The sequence below is a fragment of the Kitasatospora sp. NPDC098663 genome (genome assembly GCF_044760075.1).
Lineage (GTDB): Bacteria > Actinomycetota > Actinomycetes > Streptomycetales > Streptomycetaceae > Kitasatospora.
This window is the reverse complement of sequence record NZ_JBIWAP010000006.1, coordinates 173,430-192,397: the sequence shown is the minus strand read 5'-3', so window position 1 is coordinate 192,397 and position 18,968 is coordinate 173,430. Positions and strand designations below refer to the sequence as shown.

At 71.5% G+C, this 18,968-nt stretch carries 17 protein-coding genes; 2 read left to right on the top strand and 15 right to left on the bottom strand.

Annotation, left to right across the window (positions count from 1 at the left end; all coding sequences use genetic code 11):
- Window positions 1-78 precede the first annotated feature (78 nt).
- Genes aspS through ACIQVZ_RS08920 form a run of 3 tightly spaced genes read right to left on the bottom strand, consistent with a single transcriptional unit; the run spans window position 79 to window position 3,838 of the window.
- Window positions 79-1,860 (bottom strand): aspartate--tRNA ligase, encoded by a 1,782-nt coding sequence (gene aspS, locus ACIQVZ_RS08930; RefSeq protein ID WP_402448280.1) that lies wholly within the window; start codon window positions 1,858-1,860, stop codon window positions 79-81.
- Window positions 1,857-3,119 (bottom strand): histidine--tRNA ligase, encoded by a 1,263-nt coding sequence (gene hisS / locus ACIQVZ_RS08925; RefSeq protein ID WP_350877873.1) that lies wholly within the window; start codon window positions 3,117-3,119, stop codon window positions 1,857-1,859. Before hisS ends, aspS begins: the two co-directional genes overlap by 4 nt.
- 11 nt (window positions 3,120-3,130) lie before the next feature.
- A complete protein-coding gene (locus ACIQVZ_RS08920; RefSeq protein ID WP_063346799.1) occupies window positions 3,131-3,838 on the bottom strand; it encodes an MBL fold metallo-hydrolase in 708 nt (235 codons plus the stop codon).
- 274 nt (window positions 3,839-4,112) lie between these two features.
- On the opposite strand from ACIQVZ_RS08920, the gene ACIQVZ_RS08915 reads away from it, so the two are divergent.
- Together ACIQVZ_RS08915 and ACIQVZ_RS08910 are read left to right on the top strand one after the other, a co-directional pair.
- On the top strand, window positions 4,113-4,955 hold the full coding sequence (locus tag ACIQVZ_RS08915; RefSeq protein WP_402448277.1) for a peptidylprolyl isomerase: 843 nt from the start codon (window positions 4,113-4,115) through the stop codon (window positions 4,953-4,955).
- Window positions 4,956-5,221: 266 nt separating this feature from the next.
- Window positions 5,222-6,451 carry a DUF349 domain-containing protein gene (locus ACIQVZ_RS08910; RefSeq protein WP_350877875.1) on the top strand — a complete coding sequence of 410 codons (1,230 nt, stop codon included), beginning with the start codon at window positions 5,222-5,224 and terminating at the stop codon, window positions 6,449-6,451.
- A 71-nt stretch (window positions 6,452-6,522) separates the two neighbouring features.
- Here ACIQVZ_RS08910 and ACIQVZ_RS08905 read toward each other — a convergent pair whose 3' ends face one another.
- From ACIQVZ_RS08905 to ACIQVZ_RS08850, 12 genes are all read right to left on the bottom strand, one after another.
- Window positions 6,523-8,973: a RelA/SpoT family protein gene (locus ACIQVZ_RS08905; protein ID WP_402448274.1), complete on the bottom strand. Its 2,451-nt coding sequence runs from the start codon at window positions 8,971-8,973 to the stop codon at window positions 6,523-6,525.
- Window positions 8,974-9,130: 157 nt separating this feature from the next.
- Window positions 9,131-9,682: an adenine phosphoribosyltransferase gene (locus ACIQVZ_RS08900; RefSeq protein WP_402448272.1), complete on the bottom strand. Its 552-nt coding sequence runs from the start codon at window positions 9,680-9,682 to the stop codon at window positions 9,131-9,133.
- Window positions 9,683-9,707: 25 nt separating this feature from the next.
- Window positions 9,708-10,805, bottom strand: a complete 1,098-nt coding sequence (gene secF / locus ACIQVZ_RS08895) for a protein translocase subunit SecF (RefSeq protein ID WP_402448270.1) — start codon at window positions 10,803-10,805, stop codon at window positions 9,708-9,710.
- Between the two features lie 4 nt (window positions 10,806-10,809).
- The gene (gene secD / locus ACIQVZ_RS08890; protein ID WP_402448268.1) at window positions 10,810-12,600 is read right to left on the bottom strand and encodes a protein translocase subunit SecD; all 1,791 of its coding nucleotides are present in this window, start codon (window positions 12,598-12,600) and stop codon (window positions 10,810-10,812) included.
- Window positions 12,601-12,747: 147 nt separating this feature from the next.
- Entirely contained in the window at window positions 12,748-13,170 is a 423-nt protein-coding gene (yajC, locus tag ACIQVZ_RS08885) for a preprotein translocase subunit YajC (protein ID WP_350877879.1), read from the bottom strand.
- 259 nt (window positions 13,171-13,429) lie between these two features.
- Window positions 13,430-14,506, bottom strand: a complete 1,077-nt coding sequence (gene ruvB, locus ACIQVZ_RS08880; protein WP_402448265.1) for a Holliday junction branch migration DNA helicase RuvB — start codon at window positions 14,504-14,506, stop codon at window positions 13,430-13,432.
- 46 nt (window positions 14,507-14,552) lie between these two features.
- Complete coding sequence (gene ruvA, locus ACIQVZ_RS08875) at window positions 14,553-15,164, bottom strand: Holliday junction branch migration protein RuvA (protein ID WP_402448262.1); 612 nt, start codon at window positions 15,162-15,164, stop codon at window positions 14,553-14,555.
- Complete coding sequence (gene ruvC, locus ACIQVZ_RS08870) at window positions 15,161-15,703, bottom strand: crossover junction endodeoxyribonuclease RuvC (protein WP_350877882.1); 543 nt, start codon at window positions 15,701-15,703, stop codon at window positions 15,161-15,163. Before ruvC ends, ruvA begins: the two co-directional genes overlap by 4 nt.
- 166 nt (window positions 15,704-15,869) lie before the next feature.
- Window positions 15,870-16,628: a YebC/PmpR family DNA-binding transcriptional regulator gene (locus tag ACIQVZ_RS08865; RefSeq protein ID WP_350877883.1), complete on the bottom strand. Its 759-nt coding sequence runs from the start codon at window positions 16,626-16,628 to the stop codon at window positions 15,870-15,872.
- A gap of 80 nt (window positions 16,629-16,708) precedes the next feature.
- The gene (pdxT, locus tag ACIQVZ_RS08860) at window positions 16,709-17,326 is read right to left on the bottom strand and encodes a pyridoxal 5'-phosphate synthase glutaminase subunit PdxT (RefSeq protein WP_063350971.1); all 618 of its coding nucleotides are present in this window, start codon (window positions 17,324-17,326) and stop codon (window positions 16,709-16,711) included.
- 91 nt (window positions 17,327-17,417) lie between these two features.
- A complete protein-coding gene (gene pdxS, locus ACIQVZ_RS08855; protein ID WP_350877884.1) occupies window positions 17,418-18,329 on the bottom strand; it encodes a pyridoxal 5'-phosphate synthase lyase subunit PdxS in 912 nt (303 codons plus the stop codon).
- 128 nt (window positions 18,330-18,457) lie between these two features.
- The gene (locus ACIQVZ_RS08850; RefSeq protein ID WP_063350972.1) at window positions 18,458-18,958 is read right to left on the bottom strand and encodes a hypothetical protein; all 501 of its coding nucleotides are present in this window, start codon (window positions 18,956-18,958) and stop codon (window positions 18,458-18,460) included.
- Window positions 18,959-18,968: the final 10 nt, after the last annotated feature.

Sequence of the window (18,968 nt, the reverse complement as noted above, 5' to 3'; positions counted from 1 at the left end):
TGTGTCACACGTCATTGTGGACCGGCCCCGGACGGTGGGTGGACCGTCCGGGGCCGTTGAAGGTTAGCGGATCCGGTGTCAGGCCTCGGACTTCGCGGCGTCCTCACGCAGCTTCGGCTTGGCGTCCACGCCGGCCTCCCGGCGCTGGGCCGGGGTGATCGGGGTCGGGGCGCCGGTCAGCGGGTCACCACCGGTGGACGTCTTCGGGAAGGCGATGACGTCGCGGATGGTGTCGTACCCGCCGAGCAGGGTGACGATGCGGTCGAGGCCGAAGGCGACGCCACCGTGCGGCGGCGGGCCGTAGTTGAAGGCGTCCAGCAGGAAGCCGAACTGCGAGGCCGCCTCCTCCTCGGAGAGGCCGATCGCGTCGAACGCCCGCTTCTGCACGTCGCGCTGGTGGATACGGATCGAACCGCCGCCCAGCTCCGAGCCGTTGAGGACCAGGTCGTAGGCGTTGGACAGGGCCGAGCCCGGGTCGGTGTCGAAGGTGGCGAGCGACTCGGCCGTCGGGGCGGTGAACGGGTGGTGCACCGCGTGCCAGCCCTGGAACTCGCCCTTGTCGTCCTCGATCGGCTCGAACATCGGGAAGTCGACGACCCAGAGGAAGGCCCACTGCGACGCGTCGATCAGCTCGCAGCGGCGGCCGATCTCCAGGCGGGCGGCGCCCAGCAGCTCCTGCGAGGGGCGCTGCTTGCCGGCCGCGAAGAAGATCGCGTCGCCGTTCTTGGCGCCCGCGGCGGCGGCCAGGCCGGCCAGGTGCTCCTCGGACAGGTTCTTGGCGACCGGGCCGCGCAGCTCGCCGGTCTCGGCGTCGATGACGACGTAGGCCAGGCCGCGGGCGCCGCGCGCCTTGGCCCAGTCCTGCCAGGCGTCGAGCGCCTTGCGGGGCTGCGAGGCGCCGCCGGGCATCACCACGGCGCCGACGTACGGGGCCTGGAAGACGCGGAACCCGGTGCCCTTGAAGTACTCGGTGAGGTCGGTGAGTTCCTGTCCGAAGCGGACGTCCGGCTTGTCGGAGCCGTAGCGGGCCATGGCGTCCGCGTAGGTCATCCGGGGCAGCGGGTTGGGGAGCTCGTAGCCGTGCACCTCGCGCCAGATCGAGCCGACGATCTTCTCGCCGAGGGCCAGGACGTCCTCCTGGTCGACGAACGAGGCCTCGATGTCGAGCTGGGTGAACTCCGGCTGCCGGTCGGCGCGGAAGTCCTCGTCGCGGAAGCAGCGGGCGATCTGGTAGTAGCGCTCCATCCCGGCCACCATCAGCAGCTGCTTGAACAGCTGGGGCGACTGCGGCAGCGCGTACCAGTGGCCGGGCTGCAGGCGGACGGGGACGAGGAAGTCGCGGGCGCCCTCGGGGGTGGAGCGGGTGAGGTACGGCGTCTCGATGTCGAGGTAGTCGTTCTCCTCCATCACCCGGCGGATGATGTTGTTGACCTTCGAGCGCAGTCGCAGGCCCTTGGCGGGGCCCTCGCGGCGCAGGTCCAGGTAGCGGTAGCGCAGCCGGACCTCCTCGTTGACCGTGCCCGGCTCGTACTCGGCGACCGGGAAGGGCAGCGGGGCGGCCTCGGAGAGGACCTCGATCTCGCTGACGACGACCTCGACCGCGCCGGTCGGGATGTCCGGGTTCTCGTTGCCGTCGGGGCGCACCCGGACGTCGCCGACGACCTTGACGCAGTACTCGGCGCGAAGGCCGTGCACCGAGTCGAGGTCGCGGACCACGATCTGCACGGTGCCGGAGGCGTCGCGCAGATCGATGAAGGCGACACCGCCGTGGTCGCGGCGGCGGGCGACCCAGCCGGCCAGGGTGACGGTGGTGCCTGCGTGCTCCGGGCGGAGCGTGCCCGCGTCGTGCGTGCGGATCACAGCTGCTTCTCCTTCAGGGTGGTGACGAGTGCGTCGAGGGCGACGGGGTTCTGCTCGCCGGTGGTCAGGTCCTTGAGCTGGACGACGCCGTCGGCGAGGTCCCGGTCCCCGGCCACGAGGGCGAAGCGGGCGCCGGACCGGTCGGCGGACTTCATGGCGTTCTTGATGCTCTTGACGCCGAAGGCGAGGTCGGTGGCGACGCCGGCCCGGCGCAGCTCGACCACCTTGGCGAACAGGACGTTCTTGGCCTCCTCGCCGAGCGCGACGGCGTACACGGAGGTCGCGGCGGGCAGGTCGAGGACGATGCCCTCGGCCTCCATCGCCAGGAAGGTGCGGTCCACGCCGAGGGCCCAGCCGACGGACGGCAGCGCCGGGCCGCCGATCATCTCGGACAGGCCGTCGTAGCGGCCGCCGCCGCCGATCGCGGACTGGGCGCCGAGGCCGTTGTGCACGAACTCGAAGGTGGTGCGGGTGTAGTAGTCCAGGCCGCGGACCAGCTTCGGGTCGTCGACGAAGGCCACGCCGTTCGCGGTGAGCAGCTCGCGGACCTTCTCGTCGTACGCCTTGCACTCCTCGCACAGGTAGTCGCGCAGCTTGGGCGCGTCGACCAGCTGGGCCTGCACGGACTCGCGCTTGTCGTCCAGGACGCGCAGCGGGTTGATGTCGGCGCGGCGGCGGGTGTCCTCGTCCAGGTCCAGGCCGGCGAGGAACTCGACCAGGGCGGCGCGGTAGACCGGGCGGCACTGCTTGTCGCCGAGGCTGTTGAGCAGCAGCGAGTAGTCGCGCACGCCCAGCGAGCGGAAGGCGTCGTCGGCGAGGATGATCAGCTCGGCGTCCAGGGCCGGGTCCTCGGCCCCGATCGCCTCGGCGCCGACCTGGGAGAACTGGCGGTAGCGGCCCTTCTGGGCACGCTCGTAGCGGTAGTACGAGCCGGAGTACCAGAGCTTGACCGGCAGGTTGCCCTGCTTGTGCAGGTTGGCCTGGAGGGCGGCGCGCAGCACCGAGGCGGTGCCCTCCGGGCGCAGCGCGAGCTCGTCGCCGCCGCGGGTGGTGAGGTTGTACATCTCCTTGCTGACGATGTCGGTGGACTCGCCGACGCCGCGGGAGAAGAGCTTCACGTCCTCGAAGACCGGGGTCTCGATGTAGCCGTAGCCGGCCCGGCGGGCGGGCGCGGCGATGCGCTCGCGGATCGCCAGGAAGGTCGCGGAGCTGGGGGGCAGCAGGTCGTAGGTGCCCTTGGGGGCGGTGAAGGTGCTCAACTTCTCTTCCGTCACATTCCTCGTCGCGGGAAAGCCTGGGCGCCGGCCGCCCCTGCTGCCTGTCGGAGGTAGGGGTTGGTGGCGCGCTCGTGGCCGATGGTGGTCTGTCCGCCGTGGCCGGAGAGGACCACGGTGGTGTCGTCGAGGGGCAGGCACACCCGGGCCAGCGACCGCATGATCGCCTCGCTGTCCCCGCCCGGGAGGTCGGTACGCCCGATGGAGCCGGCGAACAGCAGGTCGCCCGAGAACAGCACCGGGGGGAGGTCCTCGGCACCGGGCGTCCGGAAGGTCACCGACCCCCCGGTATGGCCCGGGGCGTGGTCCACGGTGAGCTGCAGGCCGGCGAGCTCCAGCACGGCGCCGTCGGTGAGCTCGCGCACGTCGTCGGGCTCGCCGACGGTGAGCTCGCCCATCAGCTGGGTGCCCAGGGCGCGGCCGAGGGCCTTCTCCGGGTCGGACATCATGTACCGGTCCTCGGGGTGGATCCAGGCCGGGACGCCGCGGGCGCCGCAGACCGGGACCACCGAGGCCACGTGGTCGATGTGGCCGTGCGTGAGCACCACGGCGACGGGCTTGAGCCCGTGCTCGCGAACCATCTCCTCGACACCGCGCGCCGCCTGGTGGCCGGGATCGACGATGACGCACTCCTCGCCCGCCGCCGGGGCGACCAGGTAGCAGTTGGTGCCCCAGGCTCCAGCGGGGAATCCGGCGATGAACACGCGCGTCCTTCGTGATGCGGTCGGCAGTGGCGGCTACGGTCGCGGCTGCCGGGTCGGATGCAGCCACCAGTCATGCAGCACACCAGTGAGGTAAAGGCAGCCTACCGGCGGTGCGGGTGCGGTTGCGAACCAGATAGGGGTGGCGCGCGCGGTTCGCGCTGACAGGTTCACCGCGTTCTTACAGGCCCGGTCCCTACACTTGGCCGCCGATGGATGCGATGATCCGCTTCGGTACCCATCCACTTTCCCAGCACATCCGTAGGAGACACGGCCGGTGGTCAGCAGCGAACAGCGGCGGCGGCAGCTCGCCCGAGAGAAGTACGAGCGCCAGATGGAGCGGCGGGTCGCCGCGCGGTCCGCGCGCAGGCGCCGCAACACGATCCTGGGCGCCTCGCTCGCCGTCGTGGTGCTGGCCGGCGGCGGTGCGCTGGTCGGCACCGGGGCGTTCAGCTCGGACAAGGACAAGTCGGCTTCGGCCGCCTCCTCCGCCCAGGCCGCGCCGAGCCAGGGCGCCGAGCCGACCACCCCGACCCGCAAGCCGGTCGAGGGCTGCGCCGATCCGGCGCCGGGCGCGCCGAACGGCAAGCAGTGGCAGGCCGAGCCGGCCATGGCGATCGACGCGGGCGGCTCGTACACCGCGACGCTGGACACCAACTGCGGCAAGGTGACGCTCGCGCTCGACGCGGCCAAGGCCCCGCACACGGTGAACTCCTTCGTCTTCCTGGCCGGGGAGAAGTACTTCGACCACACCAAGTGCCACCGGCTCACCACCGACGGTATCTTCGTGCTCCAGTGCGGCGACCCGACCGCCAGCGCGACCGTCCCGGGCGGCACCGGCGGCCCCGGTTACAAGTTCGCGGACGAGAACCTGACCGGCGCGACCTACCCGGCGGGCACCGTGGCGATGGCCAACTCCGGCCCCGGCACGAACGGGAGCCAGTTCTTCCTGGTCTACAAGGACACCCAGCTGCCCCCGAACTACACCCCCTTCGGCAAGATCACCGGAGGCCTGGACGCGGTGCAGAAGATCGCCGCCGCGGGCACCCTGGAGGGCGCCCCGGACGGCCACCCGATGGCCGACGTCACCTTCAACTCGGTGACCACGACAAAGAGTTGACATCTCCCGGGGCCGCCCGCAAGAGGCGCCCGAAGCGCCTCGGCGCGGCCCCGGCCCGAAATCGCCCGGCCCGGATGCGGACAGCACCGGGGCTGGTCGCCTATGTTGGCGTTGTATTCAGGGTGCCCGCACCCGCCTGGCCGTCACCCTCGGCAGCAAGTCACGGCGGACGGGGACGGCGGACTCATCGGTCCGCCGCACATCAACTGTGGACGACGGACGCGCGCCGCCCCGGCGCGGGCGCGACGTCATGTGGAGGACGCGCTATGAGCAGCGACCCGTGGGGCCGTGTCGACGAGCAGGGCACGGTCTACGTCAGGACGGCCGACGGCGAACGCGTCGTGGGTTCCTGGCAGGCCGGCTCGCCCGAGGAGGCCCTCGCCTACTTCGAGCGCAAGTACCAGGGCATCGAGGTGGAGATCGGCCTGCTGGAGAAGCGGGTGCGCACCACCGACCTGGCCGCCAAGGACGCCCAGGCCGCGCTGGACCACCTGCGCGCCCAGGTGACCGAGGGGCACGCGGTCGGCGACCTGGCCGCCCTGGCCAAGCGGCTGGACACGCTCGCCGGCGAGATCGAGAGCCGGCGCGAGGAGCGCAAGGCCGCCCGCGCCAAGGCCCAGGACGAGACCCGCACCGCCAAGGAGGCGCTGGTCTCCGAGGCCGAGCAGCTCGCCGAGTCCACCCAGTGGCGGGAGGCCGGGGACCGGCTGCGCGCCCTGGTGGACACCTGGAAGGGCCTGCCCCGGCTGGACCGCAAGAGCGACGACGAGCTGTGGCACCGCTTCTCGCACGCCCGTTCGGTCTTCTCCAAGCACCGCAAGGCGCACTTCGCGACCCTGGACGCCGAGCGCGAGCAGGCCCGGCAGACCAAGGAGGCGCTGGTCGCCGAGGCCGAGGCGCTGTCCTCGTCCACCGAGTGGGGCGACACCGCGGCCGCCTACCGCGACCTGATGGCGCGCTGGAAGTCCGCCGGCCGGGCCCAGCGGGACATCGAGGACGAGCTGTGGGCGCGGTTCCGCGGCGCGCAGGACGTCTTCTTCCAGGCCCGTTCCGCGGTGTTCAGCGAGCGGGACGCCGAGCAGGTGGCCAACCAGAAGCTCAAGGAGGCGCTGGCCACCGAGGCCGAGGCGATCCTGCCGATCACCGACCTGAAGGCCGCCAAGGCGGCGCTGCGCGAGGTCAACGAGCGCTGGGAGGCGATCGGGCACGTGCCGCGCGACGCCCGTCCGAAGCTGGACGGCCGGCTGAACACGGTCGAGCGGGCCATCCGCGAGGCCGAGGACGCCGAGTGGAAGCGCTCCAACCCGGAGGCCAAGGCGCGCGCCGCCGGCATGGTCGGCCTGTTCGAGGCGAAGGCCGACAAGATCCAGGCCGACCTGGACAAGGCCCGCGCCGCCGGCAACGCCGGCCGGATCGCCAAGCTGGAGAACGAGCTGGCCGGCGTGCAGACCCTGCTGGAGCAGGCGCACCGGAGCCAGGAGGAGTTCAGCGGCTGATCCGCCGAACGCACGAGAGAGGGCCCCGGGATCTCCCGGGGCCCTCTCTCGTGCTCTCGTGCCCGGGGGCGCTACTTGCGGGCCGAGGTGACGCGGTAGACGTCGTAGACGCCCTCGACGCCGCGCACGGCCTTGAGCACGTGGCCGAGGTGCTTCGGGTCGCCCATCTCGAAGGTGAAGCGGCTCATCGCGACCCGGTCGCGGGAGGTCTGCACCGCCGCCGACAGGATGTTGACGTGCTGGTCGGAGAGCACCCGGGTGACGTCCGAGAGCAGCCGGGAGCGGTCCAGCGCCTCGACCTGGATGGCCACCAGGAACACCGAGGACTGGGTGGCGGCCCACTCGACGTCGATCATCCGCTCGGGCTGCTGGCTCAGCGACTCGACGTTGACGCAGTCGGCGCGGTGCACCGATACGCCGTTGCCGCGGGTCACGAACCCGACGATCGGGTCGCCCGGCACCGGGGTGCAGCAGCGGGACAGCTTGACCCAGACGTCCTCGACGCCCTTGACGATCACGCCCGGGTCGCCCTTGGCCCGGCGGCGCACCGCCCGGCGGTTGTCGTGCGTCGGGGTCGCGGTCTCGGCGAGGTCCTCGGTGGCGCCCTCCTCGCCGCCGAGCGCCTGGACCAGTTTCTGCACGATGTTCTGCGCGGTGACGTGGCCCTCGCCGATCGCGGCGTAGAGCGAGGAGATGTCGGGGTAGCGCATCTCGTGGGCCAGGGTGACCAGCGAGTCGCCGGTCAGGATCCGCTGGATCGGCAGGCCCTGCTTGCGCATCGCCCGGACGATCGCCTCCTTGCCGTGCTCGATCGCCTCCTCGCGGCGCTCCTTGGAGAACCAGGCGCGGATCTTGTTGCGGGCGCGCGGCGACTTGACGAAGCCCAGCCAGTCCCGGGACGGGCCGGCGTTCTCCGCCTTGGAGGTGAACACCTCGACGGCGTCGCCGTTCTCCAGCGTCGACTCCAGCGGTACCAGCCGCCCGTTGACCCGGGCCCCTATCGTCCGGTAGCCCACCTCGGTGTGCACCGCGAAGGCGAAGTCGACCGGGGTCGCGCCGGCCGGCAGGGCTATCACGTCGCCCTTGGGCGTGAAGACGAAGACCTCGTTGCTGGCCAGGTCGAAGCGCAGCGACTCCAGGAACTCGCCCGGGTCGGCGGTCTCCTTCTGCCAGTCCAGCAGCTGCCGCAGCCAGGCCATCTCGTTGACGGCGCCGGCCTTGTCGTCCTTGCGGACCTGGGTCGGGGTGTCGGTGCGGACCTTGGACGCGCCGGCCACCGCGCGCTGCTTGTACTTCCAGTGCGCGGCGATGCCGTACTCGGCCCGGCGGTGCATGTCGAAGGTGCGGATCTGGAGTTCGACGGGCTTGCCGCCGGGGCCGATCACCGTCGTGTGCAGCGACTGGTACATGTTGAACTTGGGCATCGCGATGTAGTCCTTGAACCGCCCCGGCACCGGGTTCCACCGCGCGTGGATGGTGCCCAGCGCCGCGTAGCAGTCGCGGACGGTGTCGACCAGGACCCGGATGCCCACCAGGTCGTAGATCTCGGCGAAGTCCCGGCCCCGGACGATCATCTTCTGGTAGACCGAGTAGTAGTGCTTCGGCCGGCCGGTGACGGAGGCGGTGATCCGGGCGCCGCGCAGGTCCCCCTGGACCTGGTCGATGACGGTCGCCAGGTACTCGTCCCGCTTGGGGGCGCGCTCGGCGACCAGCCGGACGATCTCGTCGTACATCTTGGGGTAGAGGATCGCGAAGGCGAGGTCCTCCAGCTCCCACTTGATGGTGTTCATGCCCAGCCGGTGCGCCAGCGGGGCGTAGATCTCCAGCGTCTCGCGGGCCTTCTTCTCCTGCTTCTCCCGCTTGAGGTAGCGCATCGTGCGCATGTTGTGCAGGCGGTCGGCCAGCTTGATCACCAGGACCCGCGGGTCCTTGGCCATCGCGACGACCATCTTGCGGACGGTCTCGGCCTGCGCGGCCTCGCCGAACTTGACCCGGTCCAGCTTGGTGACGCCGTCCACCAGCAGCGCCACCGAGTCGCCGAAGTCCTTGCGCAGGGTCTCCAGGCCGTAGTCGGTGTCCTCGACGGTGTCGTGCAGCAGCCCGGCCATCAGGGTCGGGGCGTCCATCCCCAGCTCGGCCAGGATGGTGGCCACCGCCAGCGGGTGGGTGATGTACGGGTCGCCGCTCTTGCGCTTCTGCCCGCGGTGCCACTTCTCGGCGACGGCGTAGGCCCGCTCGATGTCCCGCAGCAGCGCCGGATCGGCCTTCGGGTCGTTCGCCCGGATGGACCGGAACAGCGGCTCCAGCACGGGGTTGAGCACGCTGGAGCGCTGGCCGCCGAGGCGGGCCAGGCGGGCGCGCATGCCACCCGAGGAGGAGCCGCGCCCGGTGGGGGCGGTCGGTCGCGAGGAGGTCGGCGCCGGGCGTGCCGGGGTGGCCCCCGAGGGCGTGGGACGGTTGTCGGGGGCGGCCGCTTCGGCCGTGGGCACAACCTCGTCGGGCAAGGACTCTCCTCGGGGCACCGGGGCCGACCCCTGCCGCGGCCCGTACGGTCGGACGCAACCGGGAGGGGATGAATCTTCATGGTACCGAGCCGGGCGCCCGGGCGTTCATCCGCCCGGGCCGGAAACGGAAGGGCGGCGGTCGGATGATCCGACCGCCGCCCTTCGTTCAGGTCCCTCAGACCGTGACCAGCGTCTCCAGCGGGGCGCCGTTCAGGTGCCCGGACAGCCGTTCCCGGCCGTCCAGGAAGCCCAGCTCCATCAGCACCACGACGCCCACCAGCTCGGCGCCGGCCTCCTTCACCAGGTCCAGCGAGGCGCTGATGGTGCCACCGGTGGCCAGCACGTCGTCCACCACCAGCACCCGCTCACCGGGCACGAAGGCGTCGCACTGCACCTCCAGCGTCGCCGAGCCGTACTCCAGCTCGTACGAGCGCCGGAACACCTCGCCGGGCAGCTTGCCCTCCTTGCGGATCGGCACGAAGCCCAGCCCGGCCGCGAAGGCCGCCGGAGCCGCCAGCACGAAGCCGCGCGCCTCCAGGCCCACCACCTTGGTCGCCCCGAGCTCCCGCGCCCGGTCCGCCAGCGCCCTGGTGAGGGCGCCGAAGGCCTCGGCGTCGGCCAGCAGCGGCGCGATGTCCTTGAACAGCACACCCGGCTTCGGGTAGTCCGGGACGTCCCGGATCCGGCTGTTCAACAGCTCGGCCAGTGCGGTGTCGGCGGTGGTCACGGCGTGTCCTTACGGTCGGGTCGGTTCAGCGCTTGGTGGACGGACGGCCCTTGGCACGCGTGGTGCCGGCCGCCCGGCCGCGCTGACCGACCATACCCGCAGGCAGGTCCTCGTCCGCGATCTCCTCGTCCGCCGGCACCTCGCCGGCGGCCTTGGCCGCGGCCGCGGCCCGGTGCTGCAGAACCCGCTTGCGCAGTGCCTTCATCTCCGGCTGCTCCTCCTTGAGCTGCGCCAGCAGCGGGGTGGCGACGCAGATCGACGAGTAGGCACCGGCCGCGAGGCCGATGAACAGCGCCAGCGAGATGTCGTTCAGCGTGCCGGCGCCCAGGAGGCCGCCACCGATGAACAGCAGCGCGGCGACCGGGAGCAGGGCGACCACGGTGGTGTTGAGCGAACGCACCAGGGTCTGGTTGAGGCCCGCGTTGGCCGCCTCGCTGTAGGTGCGCTTGTTCTGCTTGGTGAGGTCCTTGGTGTTCTCCTTCACGGTGTCGAAGACGACGACCGTGTCGTAGAGCGAGTACCCGAGGATGGTCAGGAAGCCGATCACCGTACCCGGGGTGACCTCGAAGCCCACCAGGGCGTACACGCCGATGGTGATCAGGAGGTCGTGGATGAGGGCGACCAGGGCCGCCACCGCCATCCGCCACTCGAAGGCGATCGCCAGGTAGACCGTCACCAGGACCATGAAGATGATCAGGCCGGTGAGTGCCTTCGAGGAGATCTGCTTGCCCCAGCTGGGGCCGATCACCTGGGCCTCGACGGTGTCCAGCGGCACGCCCAGCTTCTCGGAGAGCTGAGCGCGGATCTCGTCCGAGCTCTTCGGCTCCTCGGTGCTGACCTGGATGCGGATCTTGCCGTTGTCGGTCGACTGCACCAGCGGGTGCGAGGAGGTGATCTGGTTGGACGTCTCCTGCGCCTGCGAGACGGTCAGCCCCGGCTTGCTCACGGTGTAGACCGAGCCGCCCTTGAACTCGATGCCCAGGTGCAGGCCCATCGCCAGACCGATCGCCGCGATCAGCACGATCACGCCGGAGATGGAGTACCAGAGCTTGCGGCGCCCGACGAAGTCGAAGCTGACCTCGCCCTGGTAGAGCCGGTGTCCCAGATTGGAGAAGCGTGACACGGTGTCAGGCCTCCTTCACGGCGGCAGAGGAGGGGCTACGACGACGGCTGCTGCGCAGCGGCGGGCGGGCGCCCAGCCGCTTCGGGTCCAGGCCGGACCACGGGTGACCGTTGGCGAAGAACTTGCGCCGGGCCAGCAGCGTGATGACCGGCTTGGTGAAGAGGAAGATCACCACGACGTCCAGCGCGGTGGTCAGCCCCAGGGTGAACGCGAAGCCCTGGACCTTGCCGACCGAGACCACGTAGAGCACGGCGGCGCAGAGGAAGGACACGAAGTCCGACACCAGGATGGTGCGCCGGGCGCGCGGCCAGGCCCGCTGGACCGCCGGGCGCAGCGGGGCGCCCTCGCGGACCTCGTCGCGGATGCGCTCGAAGTAGACGATGAAGGAGTCGGCGGTGATGCCGATCGCGACGATCGCGCCGCAGACCGCGGGCAGGTTCAGCGCGAAGCCGATCCCGGCGCCGAGCAGGCTCATGATCGAGTAGGTCAGAGCCGCCGAGACGAGCAGACCGGCGATCGAGACCAGGCCGAGGCCGCGGTAGTAGACCAGCGAGTAGAGCACCACCAGCAGCATGCCGATCGCGCCGGCGACCATACCGGCCTCGAGCTGGTCGCTGCCGAGCGCCGGGGAGACGGTGGTGATGTCGCTCTTGGTGAACTCCAGCGGCAGGGCGCCGTAGCCCAGCACGTTGGACAGGTCCTGCGCCTCGGTCTGGCTGAAGCGGCCGGTGATCACGGCGCTGCCGCCGGGGATCACGTTCTTGACCTCGGGGTGCGAGACGACCTGGTTGTCCAGCACGATCGCGAACTGGTTGTTCGGCGGGGTCTGGGTGGCGAGCTGGCCGGTGACCTTGGTGAAGGCGTCGGTGCCGGCGCCGTTGAACTGCAGCTGGACCTGCCAGCCGGCACCCGTCTGGGTGTCGAGGCTCGGCTGGGCCTTGGAGACGTCCGAACCCTTCACGGCGACGGGGCCGAGGGCGAGCTTCTCGTAGTAGCCGTTCTCGGGCTTCTGCGAGCAGGCGACGACGGCCTTGTCCTCGGGGCCGGTCTGCGCCGAGCGGACCTCCGGCTTGGTGCAGTCGAGGGCGGTGAAGGCCGCGGCCAGCTCCGGCGGCACGGTGCCCTGGGTCATCGCGGCGCTGACGTCCGCGGCGCTGGGCGGGGTGGCGGGCGCGGACGGCGTGGTGGCGGCGCTCGGGGCGGTGCTCGCGCCCGTGGCGGCGGCGCTCGGGCTGGCGTCGGCGGCCAGCGCCTCACCGGCCGGGCGGCCCTGCTTGGTGCCGCTCGCGCTGGGCGTGCCGGACGCGCTCGCGCCGGGCGAGGCGGTGGACCCGGCGGACTGGGCCGCGCTCGGGGTGCCGGTGGCCGAGGGGGAGGCGGTGGGCGCCGGCGGCGTGAAGCCGCTGGGCGCCACCGCGAGGACCGGGCGGAAGTACAGCTTGGCGGTGGTACCCACCTGGTCCGCCGCGTTCTGCTGGTTGCCGCCCTTGGGGATGTTCACGATGATCGTGTTGTCGCCCTGGGTCTGCACCTCCGCCTCGGAGACACCCATGCCGTTGACGCGGCGCTCGATGATCCCGGTGGCGATGTCCATGTTGGACTTGCTGATCGCCTTGGGGTCTGTCGACTTCGCGGTCAGCGTGATGCTGGTGCCACCGGCGAGGTCGATTCCGAGCCGGGGCTTGGTGTGGCCCGTCCCGAACATGAGGGCGACCAGTCCGACGGTGACGACCAGGATGAGGGCCAGCGCCCGCCCTGGGTAGCCGTCGCGCGGGCGCGACTTGGGTGTTGCCACCTTGCTCGTTTCTCCCTGTCCATGCCACTCCCCCCAACCGGACCCCCGTCCGGCTTGTGGCGGGACGGGGGCATGGCGGTTCTGCGGCCCTGAGGTCCTGTGGGCTCGCGGCACTGGGCCGCGCGGCCGGGCTGGTGCCCGACCGTACTACTTGCTCGCGGGAGCCCCGCCCTCGACGTCGCCCTTGGCGCCGCCGTCCTTGGTGAGCGTCAGCGGCTTGTCCTCGGCCGGCTTGTCCTCGACCGGCTCGGCGTCGGCGTCCTCGGCCTCCGGCTCGGCCAGCTCGTCATCGGCGGGGCGACCGTTGATGATCGCGTCGTACTCCTGGGGGTCCAGGACAGCGGCGATCGCGCTCTTGGTGAAGTGGGTGACCACGCCGGGCGCGATCTCCAGCTCGATGGTCTCCTCGTTGACCGCCTTCACCTGGGCGTACAGGCCGCCGATGGTGCGCACCCCCGCCCCTGGCTCCAGCGAGGTCTGCATCTGCTGCATCTGCGACTGGCGCTTCTTCTGCGACCGGAACATGAGCACGATCGCGATGATCGGGAGGAGAAGGATGATGAAGTTCACTGCAGCCAGGGTCCTTTACGGGCCGCCGACCGGCGGCCTGTGTGGTATTGGTCGGCCCGTCAGGTGAGCGGGGCGGTCCGGCGGAGTCTAGGCGACCCCGAACTGATCGGACAACGCCAAGCATCGCATCCTGCCGCCGAAAGTGGCGACCCTCCGCCTGCACAGTTTCCCCGGACTTCGCCCCCGGCCCGCACGCGGGCCGCTCACCGGGGTGGCGCATCGGACGCCTCCCGGGAACCGGCGGGCGACGATCACCCGTTCAGCCCTCGTCGGCCCGCAGGAGTTCGGATTGCGCGGGTACGGCGCCCCGGGTGGTCTGGACCGGCGGGGTCATCCCCAGGTGCTGCCAGGCCGCCGCGGTGGCGATCCGGCCGCGCGGGGTCCGGGCGAGCAGGCCCTCGCGGACCAGGAAGGGCTCCGCCACCTCCTCGACCGTCTCGGACTCCTCCCCCACCGCGACCGCGAGAGTCGACAAACCGACCGGACCGCCGCCGAACAGCCGCAGCAGCGCGGTCAGCACCGCGCGGTCCAGCCGGTCCAGTCCGCGGGCGTCCACCTCGTAGACGTCCAGCGCCCGGGCGGCGATCTCCGCGGTGACCTGGCCGTCGTGCCGCACCTGCGCGAAGTCGCGGACCCGGCGCAGCAGCCGGTTGGCGATGCGCGGCGTCCCCCGCGAGCGGCCGGCGATCTCGGCGGCGCCGGCCGGGTCGATCTCCACGTCCAGCAGGGTGGCCGAGCGGCGCACCACCCGTTCGAGCTCGGCCGGGGCGTAGAACTCCATGTGCCCGGTGAAGCCGAAGCGGTCGCGCAGCGGGGGCGGCAGCAGGCCGGCCCGGGTGGTGGCGCCGACCAGGGTGAAGGGCGGCAGTTCCAGCGGGATGGCGGTGGCGCCCGGGCCCTTGCCGACGATCACGTCGACCCGGAAGTCCTCCATCGCCATGTAGAGCATCTCCTCGGCCGGACGGGACATCCGGTGGATCTCGTCGAGGAAGAGCACCTCGCCCTCGGCGAGCGAGGAGAGGATCGCCGCGAGGTCCCCCGCGTGCTGGATCGCCGGGCCGGAGGTGATCCGGATCGGGGCGCCCAGCTCGGCGGCGATGATCATGGACAGGGTGGTCTTGCCCAGCCCGGGCGGCCCGCTGAGCAGCACGTGGTCGGGCGCGCTGCCGCGCTTGCGGGCCGCCTGGAGCACCAGGGACAGCTGCTCGCGCACCCGCTCCTGACCGATGAACTCGTCCAGCTGCTTGGGGCGCAGCGCCGCCTCGACCGCCTGGTCCTCCCCGTCGGCGGCGGCCGTCACCAGCCGGTCGCCCGGGTCCGAGTCGTACGGACTCATCAGCACATGCTCCAAAGTCGACAAGAGGACAGATCGCCAGATGGCTTCAGCGGGATCGGTTGAGGCCGCGCAGGGCGAGCCGGAGCAGTGCGCCGACGTCCGGCGTCTGCTGGGCCTCCGCCTCGGGGGTGACGGCCACGACCGCGTCGTCCGCCTCGCGCGGAGCGTAGCCGAGACCGGTCAGCGCCGAGTGCAGCTGCTCGGTCCAGGGGGCCGGGCCGCTCGCGATCGGCTTCTGCGCCGGCACCGCGCCGTGCGGTGCGCCCAGCCTGTCCTTGTACTCCAGCAGCAGCTTGGCGGCCTTCGCCTTCCCGATGCCGGGCACGGCCACCAGCGCCTTCTCGTCGCCGCCGGCCACCGCGGCCCGCAGCGCGTCGGGGCTGTGCACCCCGAGGATCGCCTGCGCCAGCTTCGGGCCGACGCCCGGCGCGGCCTGGAGGATCTCGAAGACGGCGCGCTCGTCGTCGTCCGCGAAGCCGAACAGGGTCAGCGAGTCCTCCCGGACCACCAACGAGGTCGCGAGCCGGGCGGGCTCACCCAGCCGGAGCCCGGCCAGCGTGTTCGGCGTGCACTGCACGGCCATGCCGACCCCACCGACCTCGACCACGGCGAGCCCGGAGGAGATGGCCGCCACGGGCCCTTGCACGAAGGCGATCACCGGCTGCTTCCTTTCAGGGGGGTGGCGCGGGCCGCCCGTACCGCGGCCTCCAGGCGGTTGACCGCCCCGCCGCGCCAGATGTGGCAGATGGCCAGCGCCAGCGCGTCGGCGGCGTCGGCGGGCTTGGGCGGGGCGTCCAGCCGCAGCAGGCGCTGCACCATGGCCGTGACCTGCGCCTTGTCGGCCCGGCCGGAGCCGGTGACGGCGGCCTTGACCTCGCTCGGGGTGTGCAGGGTGACCGGGATGCCGCGCCGGGTGGCGCAGAGCATCGCGACCGCGCTGGCCTGGGCGGTGCCCATCACCGTCCGGACGTTGTGCTGGGCGAACACCCGCTCGACGGCGACCAGCTCCGGCTGGTGCTCGTCGAGCCAGGCCTCCATGCCCTGCTCCACCAGCAGCAGCCGCCGCCCGATCTCGTCCTCGGCGGGGGTGCGTATGACGCCGACCCCGACCATCCGCAGCGGCCGCCCCGGCGCGCCCTCGACCACGCCGATCCCGCACCTGGTCAGCCCCGGGTCCACGCCCAGTACCCGTACCACAGCCCCGCCTCTCGTTGGTCGCCGTCCGCCTCCGGGCGCTCCGGCCCGAACAGGCCCTCCGGCCCGACGGCGGGCGACCTGCGAAGGCTACCGTCCGGGTCCGACAGCGCCCGCAAAGACACCGGCCCGGCGGTCGGGAGACCGCCGGGCCGGGGAGTGAGAACGATCACTCGGCGTCGAGCTGCGCACCGACCTCGTCGGAGATGTCGAAGTTGGCGAAGACGTTCTGCACGTCGTCGCTGTCCTCCAGCACGTCGATCAGCTTGAGGATCTTGCGGGCGCCGTCGACGTCCAGCTCGACCTGCATGCTCGGGAGGAAGTTGGCCTCGGCCGAGTCGTAGTCGACACCGGCGTCCACCAGCGCGGTGCGCACGGCGACCATCTTGGCGGCCTCGGAGACGATCTCGAACGCGTCGCCGAGGTCGTTGATCTCCTCGGGCTCCTGGTCGAGGACGACCTCGAAGAGCTTGTCCTCGTCCACGCCGTCAGCCTTGGGGACGATCACGACGCCCTTGCGGGTGAACAGGTACGACACCGAGCCCGGGTCGGCCATCGAGCCGCCGTTGCGGGTCATCGCGACGCGCACGTCGGAGGCGGCGCGGTTGCGGTTGTCGGTGAGGCACTCGATCAGGACGGCGACGCCGTTCGGGCCGTAGCCCTCGTACATGATGGTCTGGTAGTCGGCGCCGCCGGCCTCCAGGCCGCCACCGCGCTTGACGGCACGGTTGATGTTGTCGATCGGGACCGAGCTCTTCTTCGCCTTCTGGATGGCGTCGTAGAGGGTCGGGTTGCCGGCCGGGTCGGGACCGCCGGTGCGCGCCGCCACCTCGATGTTCTTGATCATCTTGGCGAAGAGCTTGCCGCGCTTGGCGTCGATCACGGCCTTCTTGTGCTTGGTGGTAGCCCACTTAGAGTGGCCGGACATTCGCCAGCTCCTTTACGTCGCCAAAGGGAAATGAAACAGATGAGATCTTACCGGTGTCGTCACCGGAAAGGCGCACACGGTCAGCGCCGCCCCAGGTGCTCCTCGACCATCGCGACGAAGTAGGCGTGCACGCGGTGGTCGCCGGTGAGCTCCGGGTGGAAGGAGGTCGCCAGCAGGTTGCCCTGGCGCACGGCCACGATCCGGCTCTCCGGACCGTCCGCGGCGGGCAGCTCGGCCAGCACCTCGACACCCGCGCCGACGCCCTCGACCCAGGGGGCCCGGATGAAGACGCCGTGCACCGGCGCGTCGCCCAGGCCCTCGAAGGCGACACCGGACTCGAAGGACTCGTTCTGACGGCCGAAGGCGTTGCGGCGCACGGTCATGTCGATGCCGCCGACGGTCTCCTGGTCGTCCCGGCCGTCCAGGATCTTGTCGGCCAGCATGATCATTCCCGCGCAGGTGCCGTACACCGGCATCCCGGCGGCGACCCGCTCGCGCAGCGGGTCCATCACGCCGAACAGCAGCGCCAGCTTGGACATGGTGGTGGACTCCCCGCCGGGGATCACCAGCGCGTCGACCTCGGCCAGCTCCTCGGCACGGCGCACCGGGCGGGCGAGCGCGTCGGCCTCGGCCAGCGCGACCAGGTGCTCGCGGACGTCACCCTGGAGGGCGAGGACGCCGATGACTGGAGTGCTCACGGTCTTCAACCTCGTTCGATCGTTCTACGGATGTACGTGACGCGGCCCGCCGCGCGCCAGGGCGCTGCGACGGGCCGGCACAGGGGGGCGACTACCAGCCGCGGTTGGCGTAGCGCTCGGTCTCCGGCAGGGTGTCGCAGTTGATGCCGACCATGGCCTCGCCGAGGTTGCGGGAGGCGTCCGCGATGATCTTCGGGTCGTCGTAGAAGGTGGTGGCCTTCACGATGGCGGCGGCGCGCTTGGCCGGGTCGCCCGACTTGAAGATGCCCGAGCCGACGAAGACGCCCTCGGCGCCGAGCTGGCGCATCAGCGCGGCGTCGGCCGGGGTGGCCACGCCACCGGCGGAGAACAGCACGACCGGCAGCTTGCCGAGCTCGGCGACCTCCTTGACGAGCTCGTACGGGGCGCGCAGCTCCTTGGCGGCGGCGTACAGCTCGTTGTTGTCGAAGCCGCGCAGCTTGGCGATCTCGTTCTTGATCTGGCGCAGGTGGCGGACGGCCTCGACCACGTTGCCGGTGCCGGCCTCGCCCTTCGAGCGGATCATGGCCGCGCCCTCGGCGATGCGGCGCAGGGCCTCGCCCAGGTTGGTGGCGCCACAGACGAAGGGGGTGGTGAAGGCCCACTTGTCGGAGTGGTTGACCTCGTCGGCCGGGGTCAGCACCTCGGACTCGTCGATGTAGTCGACACCGAGCGACTGGAGGACCTGGGCCTCGACGAAGTGACCGATCCGCGACTTGGCCATCACCGGGATGGAGACCGCCTCGATGATCTCCTCGATCATGTTCGGGTCGGACATCCGGGCCACGCCGCCGTCCTTGCGGATGTCGGCCGGAACCCGCTCCAGCGCCATGACGGCCACCGCGCCGGCGTCCTCGGCGATCTTGGCCTGCTCGGCGTTGACCACGTCCATGATCACACCGCCCTTGAGCTGCTCGGCCATGCCGCGCTTCACCCGGGCGGTACCGATCTGCGGCTGGTCTGCGGTGGTGGGGGTGGTGGACACGTGAGACCTCACTCGAAGATGAACCAGTGCTATCGCCCTATGGTAGGCGGAACGGGTGACGCAACCATGCGCCACCAAGTCCAGCCCGGACGACGGGATGCGACAAACGGGCCGTATCCGAGCACAGCCTAGGCGGGTGCCCCTTCGGGCGTGAGCGCGGGCGGCGGGGCATCGTCCATCTCGAACGCCAGCGGGAACGGGGCCTTCCCCGCCAGCCGGAAGTACCGCACCAGACGGTGCTCGCGCACCGCCCGGGCCGCCCGCACCGCGTCGTTGTGGAACCGGCGCGCCATCGGCGCCCGGCGCACCGCCGCCGTCAGATCGCGCACCGCGTCCTCCCCGCCCGGCTCCGCCACCAGCGCCGCCACCTGCTCCGGCTCGGCGAACACCGCCCGCAGCGCCAGGCTCAGCTGGCTCTCCGCCACCTCACGCTGGTCGTCCTCGGCCTGCCGGGCCGCGTGCGCCGCGTCCAGCAGCAGCAGCGAGGCCGCCGGGTCCAGCAGCGAGGACGTGGCCAGCTCCATCGCCACCGAGGCCCGCCGGACCAGCTGCGCGTCCAGCGCCGCCCGCGCGGCGTCGATCCTGGCGTGCAGCCGGTCCAACCGACCGGCCGTCCAACTCAGGTACATGCCGAACAGC

What these genes read in the sequence shown, in the direction of transcription:
- ACIQVZ_RS08865 (WP_350877883.1), bottom strand. Translation starts at nt 16,628, where the DNA reads ATGTCCGGCCACTCTAAGTGGGCTACCACCAAGCACAAGAAGGCCGTG.
- ruvB (WP_402448265.1), bottom strand. Translation starts at nt 14,506, where the DNA reads ATGAGTCCGTACGACTCGGACCCGGGCGACCGGCTGGTGACGGCCGCC.
- ACIQVZ_RS08850 (WP_063350972.1), bottom strand. Translation starts at nt 18,958, where the DNA reads ATGTACCTGAGTTGGACGGCCGGTCGGTTGGACCGGCTGCACGCCAGG.
- ACIQVZ_RS08910 (WP_350877875.1), top strand. Translation starts at nt 5,222, where the DNA reads ATGAGCAGCGACCCGTGGGGCCGTGTCGACGAGCAGGGCACGGTCTAC.